Genomic DNA, 10,808 nt, shown 5'->3' with positions numbered 1-10,808 from the left:
GGTGCAGCCAATGGTTCAGCAAGCGATGCAGCCTGCGCCACAGCGCGAAATGCTTCAGCCGGTAGCCGCAGCACCTCAGCGCATGCCGCGCGTCGAGGATTTCCCGCCGGTGGTGAAAGCCGAAGTGGAAGCCAAGGGCCGCCCGGCCGACCATGAGAACAGCGGACCGATGGGACTGCTCAAGCGCCTGACGAACGGCCTTACCCGCCGCGAAGAGGAGCCCGCACGGCTGCAGCCGGCACAGCCGCGCGAGCCGAAACTGCGCCAGGCGGCACCCGAAGTGCGCCGCCTTGCCAGCCAGGATCCGCAGCTTTACGCGCCGCGCCGTGGCCAGTTGGATGACCAGGGCCGGCTGACGCCGCAGAGCAGGGCTGTCCAGGAAGACGATCAGCTGGAGATTCCGGCATTCCTGCGCCGCCAGGCCAATTGACCTGTTAGCGGTCCGTAACAGTTGTTAACAGGCAGACAAGAAATTGTTTGCCTGTTAATGTTAAAAGCGAAGGGAAAACAGGGGGTTACGAGACCATGCCCGCTCCGGATTGCGGTTACAGATAGTAAGAAACCGTGATTTGGAGACTTCCTGCCGGACCACTATCTTCCCCCCGAGCAATGTCGGTTTGCCGGGATTCGGGGGAAGTACCCTGCCTGCCGATCAAAGAGCCGCGCCCTTGGGCTAATAAGCGGACGTAGGCAGTGTGGGCTAAGGGGTTTGTTTTGCACGACTATCAGACGACACTTAAATCGCGTGCGACGCTGACGGGTACGGGCGTTCACAGCGGCAATTCCGTTACCGTTCATTTCTTGCCCGCAGACGCTAATACGGGTGTCGTATTCCAGCTTTCGAATGGAAGCGAAGATCGTGAGTTCCGTGCGCTCGTTTCGGAAGTTGGCGCCACCGATCTCTGCACCATGCTCGGCGACCCGGCAGGTGAGCATATCGCTACCGTTGAACATCTGATGGCCACGCTTTTCGGGCTCGGCATCGATAATGTCGTCATCGAGATCGACGGCCATGAGGTTCCGATCCTTGATGGCAGCGCCATGGCGTTCGTGGAGGCAATCGACCAGGCAGGCGTCGATACGCTGCCGGTCAAGCGCCGCTATATCCGTGTCGTCAAGCCGGTTCGCATCGAGAACGGAGCCTCCTGGGCGGAGTTCAGGCCCTATGACGGCACGCGCTTCGAGATCGAGATCGATTTCGAAAGCCCGGCGATCGGCCGTCAGCTCTTCGCATCCGACATGAACGCCGACATTTTCCGCCGCGATATCGCGCGCGCCCGTACCTTCGGTTTCATGAAGGATGTCGAGCGGCTGTGGGCAGCCGGCTATGCGCTTGGCTCTTCGCTGGAAAACTCACTGGTGATCGGCGACGACAACCGCGTGATCAACATGGGAGGCTTGCGCTATCCCAACGAGTTCGTGCGTCACAAGACGATGGACGCCATGGGCGATCTGGCGCTGGCCGGCGCCCGGTTCATTGGCTGCTTCCGGTCCTATCGCGGCGGTCATAGGCTGAACGCGGCAGCGCTGCGCCGCCTCTTGTCGGACCGTTCGGCGTTCGAGATCGTCGAGACGACACGCCGCGAGCGGGGTCGTACCGCCGAGATGAACGCCGTCTATGCGCCTGTTTACGCGCCCTGGATGATCTGATTCTTAACGTTTTTCGGGTTTTATAGCGTCGGCCTGTGTTGCAGGAATGCATCATTGGCCGGCGAAATCATGCAAGCCTGCGAGCTGCGCCAGGCCGCCACAAAAATGTGCGATTGGCCGGAGATAGCGTTGCCGGGCATGGCGGTTATGGTTTATGGCTGCTGCCCCAGAGCGAATGACGACTGAAATGACGCCGAAAGGGCGGAATCCAATCATGTTTTTCAAGCGAATTGGTCAATCGAAAGCGCCGCATCGGTCTGTTTTCCTGGCGCTTTCGGTGGTTGTTCCATCGCTGTTCCTGTCGGCCTGCATGTCGTCCGAGAAGGATGTCGACTTGTCGACCTATGTCGAGCAGACCGAGCCGGCCGACGTTCTCTACAATCAGGGCCTCGCCAATCTGAATGCCGGGCGCCTGCAAGAGGCGAGCCGCAAGTTCAGTGCGGTCGACCGTCAGCATCCCTATTCGGAATACGCCCGCAAATCGATGGTGATGGGCGCCTTTGCCGACTATCGCCAAGGCAACTACAGCGAGGCGATCGGCTCGGCCAAGCGCTATCTCACGCTCTATCCGTCGACCGACGACGCCGCCTATGCCCAGTATATCATCGGGCTGAGCTACTACCGGCAGATCAAGGACGTCACCCAGGACCAGAAGGAAGCGCGTCAGACCGTGCAGACGATGCAGGATCTCGTGACGCGCTGGCCCGATTCCGAATATGTCGACGATGCCAAGGAAAAGATCCGCTTCGCCAACGACCAGCTCGCCGGCAAGGAGATGCAGATCGGCCGCTACTATCTCGAGCGCCGTGAATATATCGCCGCCGTCAAGCGGTTCCGCAACGTGGTGGAGACCTATTCCAACACGCGCCATGTCGAGGAGGCGCTCGCGCGCCTTACCGAAAGCTACTATGCAATGGGGCTGACATCGGAGGCGCAGACTGCCGCGGCTGTGCTCGGCACCAACTATCCCGACAGCGTGTGGTACAAGGATTCCTACAAGCTCCTGCAGAGTGGTGGGCTCGAGCCGCGCGAGAATGCCGGGTCGTGGATCGCCAAGGCCGGGAAGCTGATCACCGGCGCCTGAGCGGCGCGTCACCATGCTTTCCAGACTGTCGATCCGCGATATCGTTCTGATCGAGAAGCTGGACATCGACTTCTCGTCCGGCCTTTCGGTGCTGACCGGCGAAACCGGCGCTGGAAAATCCATCCTGCTCGACGCGCTGTCGCTGGCGCTTGGCGCGCGCGGTGACGCTTCGCTGGTGCGGCACGGCGCGGCACAGGGCCAGGTCATCGCCGTGTTCGACGTGCCGCGCAACCATCCGGCCCGCATGCTGCTTGCCGACAACGCTATCGAGGATGATGGCGACATCATCCTGCGCCGCTTGCAGACGGCGGACGGCCGTACCCGCGTCTTCGTCAACGACCAGCCTTCGAGCGTGACGCTGATGCGCGACGTCGGTCACGCGCTGGTCGAGATCCATGGCCAGCATGACGAGCGTGCCCTGGTGGATCCCGGCGCCCACCGCGAATTGCTGGACAGTTTTGGCGGCCATCTCGGCGCGGCCCGGGCGACCGGCGAGGCATGGCGGCATTGGCGGGCCTGCGAGCACGAACTTTCGCGACACCGGGCCAAGGTGGAAGCGGCGGCCCGCGAGGCCGACTATCTGCGCGCCGCGGTCGCCGAATTGACGAAGCTCGACCCGCAGCCCGGCGAGGAAGCCGAGCTTGCCGAATTGCGCGCTTCGATGATGCGGGCGGAAAAGATCGCATCGGAAATCCACGACGCACAGGATGTGCTCTCGGGCCCGTCCTCGCCCCTGCCGCAACTTGCCAGCCTGTTGCGCCGGCTGCAGCGCAAGGTGACCGAGGCACCCGGTCTGCTCGAAGACGTGGTCAAATCGCTTGATGAGGCGATGCTGTCGCTCGACGCGGCACAGTCGGGGGTCGAAGCGGCACTTCGCGCCACCGAATACGATCCGCGGCGGCTGGAACAGGCCGAGGAGCGGTTGTTTTCGTTGCGCGCCGCCTCACGCAAGCACAGCGTGGCGGTCGACGATCTGGCGCAATTGCGCGACACGATGGCGGCCGATCTCGCCGATCTCGACGCCGGCGAGGAACGCCTGCACGGGCTGGAGAAGCAAGCCGCCGCTGCGCGCGAGACCTACGACATTTCCGCGGCACAGCTTTCGTCGCTTCGCCATGCGGCGGCGGTCGGATTGACCAAGGCGGTGATGGCCGAACTGCCGGCACTGAAGCTCGAACGGGCCGCCTTCATCGTCGAGATGGCAAGTGAGGCCGAGAGCCGAATGGAAGACGGCATCGATCAGGTCGAGTTCTGGGTGCGCACCAATCCCGGCACAAGGCCAGGGCCGATGATGAAGGTCGCTTCCGGTGGCGAGCTTTCGCGGTTCCTGCTGGCGCTGAAGGTGGCGTTGGCCGACCGCGGCTCGGCGCCGACTTTGGTCTTCGATGAAATCGACACCGGTGTTGGCGGGGCGGTGGCGGACGCCATCGGCCAAAGGCTGGCGCGGTTGTCGAAGCGCGTGCAGGTGCTTTCGGTTACGCACGCCCCGCAAGTGGCGGCGCGCGCGGCGACGCATTTCCTGATTTCCAAATCCGGCAGCGCCGATCGTGTCGCCACCGGTATCGCCGAGATGGACCGGGCGGCGCGCCAGGAAGAGATCGCGCGCATGCTTGCCGGAGCGACGATCACCGACGAGGCACGCGCGGCGGCCGAGCGGTTGCTGCGGGAGAACACAGCGGCAGCTTAGTCGGGGTCCGGTCGAGCGTTCGGCATCGAGTCAGGATATGGCTTCATGCTGCTGTTCAGGAATGATTTTCTAACGACCCGGCTCCCTCGCGGTAAAATCCTGATCTATTGTGTCGCGCCACGGTGAAGGAAGCTGCGCATGTCCGAAAAACCTGTCGATTCGCTTGATGAAAGTGAGGCAGCAAGTGAGCTGAAGCGGTTGGCGGAGGAAATCGCCGGCCACGACCAGCGCTACCATGCCGAGGACGCGCCGACGATTTCGGACGCCGCCTACGACGCGCTACGGCGGCGCAATCTCGCCATTGAGCAGCGTTTTCCGCATCTTGTGCGCGAGGATTCGCCGTCCCGCAAAGTCGGTGCGGCGGTCTCCGAGAAATTCGGCAAGATCGTCCACGCCATTCCGATGCTGTCGCTCGACAACGCTTTTGCCGATGCCGATGTGATCGATTTCGTCGGCCGCATCCGCCGTTTCTTGCGGCTCGGCGCCGACGCGCCGCTGGCCATAACGGCCGAGCCGAAGATCGACGGCCTGTCGCTGTCGCTGCGCTACGAGGCCGGACGGCTGATGACGGCAGCAACGCGTGGCAACGGCCAGGTCGGCGAGGACGTGACGGTCAACGCCCGCACCATCGCCGAGATTCCCAATGTGCTTTCGGGCGACTTTCCCGAAGTATTGGAAGTGCGGGGTGAGGTCTATATGCGGCTCACTGATTTCGCCGAGCTCAACCGCCGCAATGCCGAGGCCGGAAAGCAGGTTTTTGCCAATCCGCGCAACTCGGCGGCCGGCTCCTTGCGCCAGCTCGACACCTCGATCACTGCCAGCCGGCCGCTGCGGTTTTTCGCCTATGCCTGGGGCGGGGTGAGCGCTATGCCCGCCGACACGCAGATGGGCATGGTGGCGGCGTTCGAGCGCTTTGGCTTCAGGGTCAATCCGCTGATGAAGCTGTTCGACAGTGTCGAAGGGCTGCTTGAACAGTACCGGTTGATCGAATCCAACCGGGCGACGCTCGGCTACGACATCGATGGCGTCGTCTACAAGGTGAACAGCCTCGATCTGCAGCAGCGACTGGGCTTCGTGTCACGCTCGCCACGCTGGGCTATCGCGCACAAATTCCCGGCCGAGAAGGCGACCACGATCCTGACCGGCATCGACATCCAGGTCGGCCGCACCGGCGCGCTGACACCGGTGGCGCGGCTGGTGCCGGTGACGGTCGGCGGCGTCGTGGTGACCAACGCAACGCTGCACAATGAGGACTACATCAAGGGCATTGGCAATAGCGGCCAGCCGATCCGCGAAGGTCGTGACATTCGCATCGGCGACACGGTGAGCATCCAGCGTGCTGGCGACGTCATCCCCCAGGTCATCGACGTGGTCATGGAAAAGCGGCCGCCCGACAGTGTGCCATATGCATTCCCAGTGCTTTGCCCGGCCTGCGGCAGCCACGCCGTGCGTGAGGAGGGTGAAGCAGTCAGGCGCTGCACCGGCGGATTGATCTGCCCCGCGCAAGCGGTGGAGCGTCTGCGCCATTTCGTGTCTCGAGGTGCTTTTGACATCGAGGGGCTCGGCGAGAAGCAGATTGAGTTCTTCTTCCATGCCGAGGATCCGTCGCTACGCATCTATTCGCCGGCCGACATTTTCACGCTGAAGAAGCGGCAAGCCGCATCGTTGACCAAGCTCGAGAATGTCGACGGTTTCGGCGCGACCTCGGTGCGCAAGCTGTTCGCGGCAATCGACGACCGGCGGCAGGTCGAGTTCTCGCGCTTCCTCTATGCGCTCGGCATCCGCCACATCGGCGAGACCAATGCCAAGCGGCTGGCCCGCCATTTCCTTTCCTTTGCAGCTTTCCGCGAAACCGGGCAAAGCGCCGTCATGCCGGCCGGCAAGGGCGACCCTGGCAACGCTGCCTGGCAGGAGTTGAACGGCATCAACGGCATCGGCTCGATCGTTGCCGAAGCGGTGGTCGACTTTTTCGCTGAAGACCATAACCGGCAGGCGCTCGATGCGTTGCTGGCGGAAGTAACAGTGCTCGACGAGGAGCCAGTCGGTGGCGTGTCGTCGCCGGTCTCGGGCAAGACGGTGGTCTTCACCGGTGCGCTGGAGAAAATGTCGCGCGACGAGGCCAAGGCGATGGCCGAAAAGCTCGGGGCCAAGGTCGCCGGCTCGGTGTCGAAGAAGACCGATCTCGTCGTTGCCGGACCAGGTGCGGGCTCCAAGCTCAAGCTCGCTACCGAGCTCGGCATCGAAGTGATCGACGAGGATGCGTGGTTCGTGCGGATCGGCAGGGCGTGACGGTGGCATTCAACGGTTTCGGCCAAAAGGCCATTCCCTTCCTCAAGGCGCTCGATTTTCATCAGAGCCGGGAGTGGTTTCTGGAAAACCGCGACCTCTTCGAAGGCGAGCTGCGCGATCCTTTCGGCGATCTGGTCGAAACGCTCTCCGAGCGCTTCGCGGCGGCAGGGCTGGGCCTGCGCGGCGATCGCAAGAAGTCGCTGTTCCGGATCAATCGCGACGTGCGTTTCGCCAAGGACAAAAGACCCTACAACCGGCATTTGTCGGCGATCCTTTCGCCTGACGGCACCAAGATGGAACAGGGTGTGTTGTTCGTCTATATCGGGCTTGAGCGCTGCTTTGCCGCCGTTGCCTGGTGGCAGCCCAGGCCGGCGCTTTTGCTGGCGATGCGCCAAGCCATCGTGACACGGCCGGGTGAATTCCGCGCGCTGATCAAGGCGCTGAAGCAAAACCGTCTCGACCTTGATCCGGAAGGCTGCCTGAAGCGTGCGCCACGCGGCTTCGAGCATGTCACGGAGGCCGATCTCGCGGCAGGCATCCGCCATCGGCATTTCGTCGTCCGGCACGCGATCGACCCTGCGGGAATCCACAGTGCGGCATTGGCCGACGAGCTCGTCGATTTCACCATGCGCGCCAAGCCGCTGCTCGACTGGGGCAGGGCGATCGAAGGCAAGGTCTCGGTGAACTAAACTCCGGACCGATGGCGCAGCCTGAACTTGCAACATGGCTGCGGCGATCATTTCCGCTGATCATTGGCTCAAGCGAATTGGTGTGACAAGGCAGGTGGCGCTCCCTACATACGACCTTTCTCCAAAAGAATGGTCCAAGGAGCGGTCGATGTCGGCGGAAGCAATCTCCGAAAACCGCGCGAAGAGCGATTTCTGGCAAGGCGTGCGGCTCTCGATGCCCGTCGTGGTCGCGGCGGCGCCGTTCGGGCTGCTGTTCGGTGCGCTTGCCGTCGACAATGGTTTTTCGGTGCTTGAAGCCGTCCTGATGAGCGCCATGGTCTACGGCGGCGCCAGCCAGATGGTTGGCATCGAATTGTTCGGGCAGCATGTTGCGCCATGGCTGATCGTGCTGTCGATCTTCGCCGTGAATTTCCGCCATGTGCTCTATTCCGCCACTATCGGCCGGCGCCTCGCGCACTGGCCGCTGGTCCAGCAGGCGGTCGGTTATTTCATCCTGACCGATCCGCAATTCGCGGTGGCTGAGCGCAAGGCGGAGGCCGGCGAAACCGTCGGCTTCGCCTGGTACATGGGGCTTGGCCTGCCCGTCTATGTGTTCTGGGTGACCGAAAGCGCGCTCGGCGCGGTGTTCGGCAAGCTTATTCCCGATACGCATGCGCTGGGCATCGATTTCCTGCTGCCGATCTATTTTCTCGGCCTGGTCATGAGCTTTCGCAAACGGCCGCTGTGGCTGCCGGTGGTAGTCGCCAGTGCTGCTGCCTCCATCATAGCCTACAAGACGGTGGGCTCGCCCTGGCACGTCTCCATCGGCGCCGTGGCCGGTGTGCTGCTCGCCGTCATCCTGCCGCCGCACCACAGCGGCGTCGAGGCGCGGCCATGAGCACAACCTTGTGGATCATCGTCGCCGGTGCGATCGCCACCTATCTCACCCGCATCGGCGGCCATCTGGTCATCTCGCGCTTCGAAAACATCCATCCGCGCGTCGAGGCCGGACTGAATGCCGTGCCGGCGGCGGTGCTGACCACGCTCGTCGCGCCGGCAGCGCTGAGCGCCGGGCCGGCGGAATGGGCGGCATTGATCGTCGCCGGGCTGGTCTCGCTGCGCGGCGGGCTTATGGCGATGTTTTTGGCCGGTGCTGCCGTGCTGATCCTCGCCCGGCAGTTCGTCGGATAACCGGACCGACTGAGTACGCTGGTCCTACTTGCGCACGATGTCGGAGATTGCGGGGTTGGATCGACCTCCTGCAAAGAGCCTGCGCATCGTCTCTTCCGGATCGAGACCGAACGTTTCGGCGACCGTCACCGCAATCAGCGCGTCGAGGTCGAGCGTCGGCGCAAGGTCGCGTCCTTGGTAGAGCGCACTGGTGGATAGCCCCGGCCAGTCGGCCAGCACCCGCCCGCCATTCACCGCTCCGCCAGCGAGCATCGCGGCCGATGCCGTACCGTGGTCGGTGCCGCCAGTGCCGTTGACGGCGGCAGTGCGGCCAAACTCAGTGGCGACCAGCACGGTCGTGTCCTTCCAAACGTCGCCGAGCCCAACGCGCAACGCATCGATGAGCGCGTCGAGCGCTCTGAGCTGATTGGCCAGCCTGCCTTGCTGGCCGCTATGCGTGTCCCAGCCGCTGGTTTCGATCATGGCTACGCGCGGTCCGTCGGCCTTGGAGAGGAAGCCCGCAGCGGTGCGGCCGACGCTCGCCGCGTCCTTGCGCTGCGCGTTCAGCGCGCCCAGCGCCCGTGTCTCCATCGCGCTGCTCCACAGCGCATGCAGCTGTTCGTCGGCGTCATAGAGCTTGCCGACGCGCATCATCAGGTCATCAGGCGCTTCTGGCAGAGCGGACGGCGCATAGGAGGTGACGTCAGCCTGGCCTCGCAGCGCCAGCGGGATGGTCGGTGCAAATGCGATCGCTTCGCCGCGGGACTTCGGCAGCATGCCGACCAGCCGGTTCAGCCAGCCGTCCTTGCGTTCATAGGGCGAGGTGCCGCCGCTTTCGAGCACGTTCTGACCGTCGAAATGCGAGCGCTCGCGATAGGGCGAAGCGACCGCGTGGACGAAAAGTGCCTGATTGTCCTGATGCAGCTTGCGGAGCCCGGTGAGCGAAGGATGCAGGCCAAACGTGCCGTCGAGCTTTATCGGATTGTCGATTGCCAATGAGCCGCGCTGTGTGCGGTAGGCGGGGTCGGCATAGGGAATGATCGTGTTCAACCCGTCCGCGGCGCCGCGCTGGATGATGAAAACGAAGCGGCGGTCGGTTTCCACAGTGGCGAAGACGATGCGCGGCGCGATCAGCATCGAGCCGAGGCCGGCGCCGGCGAGCGTGAGGAATTGACGGCGTTTCATGTTGGTCATCTCCTCTGGAAGTCATCTTCGCTGGAAGTCATCTTCTCTGGAAATCGGGCGACACGAGCAGCAGCGCGATGCCGGTGCGCCGGCTCTCGGCGCGGTCGACCTCGGCCATCGTTAGCTCGCTGAGTGAGCCGGCAAAAAGTTTTCGCGCGAGATCGCGCGGATCGATGTCGCCACTCTGCGCGGCGAGGCGCTGCGCCGCCTCGACCCGGCGGACCAGTGCATCGGGCGCGGCCCAGCTTCCGGCAACGTCATCATAGCCAGCCGGCGAACGCGGCCGCCACACCGGTTGGCCGAGCTGGTTGAGCAGTTGCGCCAGGCGCGGTTTGCCGATGTCGCTGCGGCCCAGGCCGCGAAGCGCCGAGATCGTCCATTCCCACGGCGTCTTGAACTTGGCCGCCGCCGGTTGCCAGGCTTCTGGACTGTCGATGAGCGCGCGGTAGACGGCGACGAGATCGCCCTTCGACCGGCGAAAGGCTTCGGCGAGCCGTGTCACGACCGTTGCCGGCGGCTCGTCGGCGATGAAGTGGCGCGCCAGCTTGGTTGCGATGTGCGTTGCGGTCGCCTCAGTCGCCGCGAGGTCGCTCAGCACGGCGAGCGCCTGTTTCTCCCCGCTCTGGTCGTAGGTCTTGCCCATGATCGTGCGTTCGCCTGGCTCGTGCAGCCCGGGTCGAAAGGTGAAGGCGCCGGCCTGGCCCCGCTCTTGAGCGCGTCCGGTGCTGAAACCGGTCAGCGCCAGCGCGAATTCGGTCACGTCGGCCTGGCTGTAGCCAGAGCGCACGCCGAGTGTGTGCAGCTCCATGATTTCGCGGGCCAGGTTCTCATTGATGCCAGGCTTGCGCTTGGCGTTGCGTTTTGCGGCGCGGTTGGCAAATCTTGAGTTGGGACCGATCGAGCGCACCTGGTCGAGATAGAACAGCATCGCCGGGTGGCGCTCGGCGGCGAGCAGCATATCCTCGAAGTGGCCGAGCACATGCGGGCGGATCGCCTCGCGCTCGAAGGCGCCGGCGATCAGGGTCACCCGCGGGTTCTCCGCCGAGATGGCGAAATGGTTCGACCAGAAATGCAC

The 10,808-nt window shown here is 63.7% G+C and carries 9 protein-coding genes and 1 pseudogene; 8 read left to right on the top strand and 2 right to left on the bottom strand.

What is annotated here, in order from left to right; all coding sequences use genetic code 11:
* The 8 genes and pseudogenes from E5W87_RS29380 to E5W87_RS29345 all read left to right on the top strand — a co-directional run.
* Positions 1–430 (top strand): annotated as a pseudogene (locus E5W87_RS29380) (cell division protein FtsZ); the annotation flags it as partial.
* A gap of 284 nt (positions 431–714) precedes the next feature.
* Entirely contained in the window at positions 715–1,650 is a 936-nt protein-coding gene (gene lpxC / locus E5W87_RS29375; protein WP_292405561.1) for a UDP-3-O-acyl-N-acetylglucosamine deacetylase, read from the top strand.
* A 214-nt stretch (positions 1,651–1,864) separates the two neighbouring features.
* Entirely contained in the window at positions 1,865–2,734 is an 870-nt protein-coding gene (locus E5W87_RS29370) for an outer membrane protein assembly factor BamD (RefSeq protein WP_292405558.1), read from the top strand.
* A gap of 13 nt (positions 2,735–2,747) precedes the next feature.
* Positions 2,748–4,421, top strand: coding sequence for a DNA repair protein RecN (gene recN, locus E5W87_RS29365; protein WP_292405555.1), 1,674 nt, complete (start codon positions 2,748–2,750; stop codon positions 4,419–4,421).
* A gap of 138 nt (positions 4,422–4,559) precedes the next feature.
* On the top strand, positions 4,560–6,710 hold the full coding sequence (ligA, locus tag E5W87_RS29360; protein WP_292405551.1) for an NAD-dependent DNA ligase LigA: 2,151 nt from the start codon (positions 4,560–4,562) through the stop codon (positions 6,708–6,710).
* Positions 6,707–7,399: a TIGR02453 family protein gene (locus E5W87_RS29355; RefSeq protein ID WP_292405548.1), complete on the top strand. Its 693-nt coding sequence runs from the start codon at positions 6,707–6,709 to the stop codon at positions 7,397–7,399. Before ligA ends, E5W87_RS29355 begins: the two co-directional genes overlap by 4 nt.
* Positions 7,400–7,547: 148 nt before the next feature.
* On the top strand, positions 7,548–8,276 hold the full coding sequence (locus E5W87_RS29350; RefSeq protein ID WP_292405545.1) for an AzlC family ABC transporter permease: 729 nt from the start codon (positions 7,548–7,550) through the stop codon (positions 8,274–8,276).
* The gene (locus E5W87_RS29345; RefSeq protein WP_292405540.1) at positions 8,273–8,569 is read left to right on the top strand and encodes an AzlD family protein; all 297 of its coding nucleotides are present in this window, start codon (positions 8,273–8,275) and stop codon (positions 8,567–8,569) included. The genes E5W87_RS29350 and E5W87_RS29345 overlap by 4 nt, the downstream gene beginning before the upstream one ends.
* Positions 8,570–8,593: 24 nt before the next feature.
* Here the strand turns inward: E5W87_RS29345 and E5W87_RS29340 are convergent, their stop codons facing one another.
* Both E5W87_RS29340 and E5W87_RS29335 read right to left on the bottom strand, forming a co-directional pair.
* Complete coding sequence (locus tag E5W87_RS29340; RefSeq protein WP_292405537.1) at positions 8,594–9,733, bottom strand: DUF1501 domain-containing protein; 1,140 nt, start codon at positions 9,731–9,733, stop codon at positions 8,594–8,596.
* A 37-nt stretch (positions 9,734–9,770) separates the two neighbouring features.
* On the bottom strand, positions 9,771–10,808 hold a 1,038-nt coding region (locus E5W87_RS29335; protein ID WP_292405534.1), incomplete at its 5' end, for a DUF1800 domain-containing protein.

Source organism: Mesorhizobium sp. (assembly GCF_004962925.1).
In the GTDB taxonomy this organism is placed as follows: domain Bacteria; phylum Pseudomonadota; class Alphaproteobacteria; order Rhizobiales; family Rhizobiaceae; genus Mesorhizobium.
The sequence above is the reverse complement of the archived record's forward strand: the minus strand, read 5'-3'. Positions and strand labels throughout refer to the sequence as shown.

Bases quoted from the DNA above. Each gene is read 5' to 3' on its own strand.
- E5W87_RS29370 (WP_292405558.1), top strand. From the start codon at position 1,865: ATGTTTTTCAAGCGAATTGGTCAATCGAAAGCGCCGCATCGGTCTGTT.
- recN (WP_292405555.1), top strand. From the start codon at position 2,748: ATGCTTTCCAGACTGTCGATCCGCGATATCGTTCTGATCGAGAAGCTG.
- ligA (WP_292405551.1), top strand. From the start codon at position 4,560: ATGTCCGAAAAACCTGTCGATTCGCTTGATGAAAGTGAGGCAGCAAGT.
- E5W87_RS29350 (WP_292405545.1), top strand. From the start codon at position 7,548: ATGTCGGCGGAAGCAATCTCCGAAAACCGCGCGAAGAGCGATTTCTGG.
- E5W87_RS29345 (WP_292405540.1), top strand. From the start codon at position 8,273: ATGAGCACAACCTTGTGGATCATCGTCGCCGGTGCGATCGCCACCTAT.
- E5W87_RS29340 (WP_292405537.1), bottom strand. From the start codon at position 9,733: ATGAAACGCCGTCAATTCCTCACGCTCGCCGGCGCCGGCCTCGGCTCG.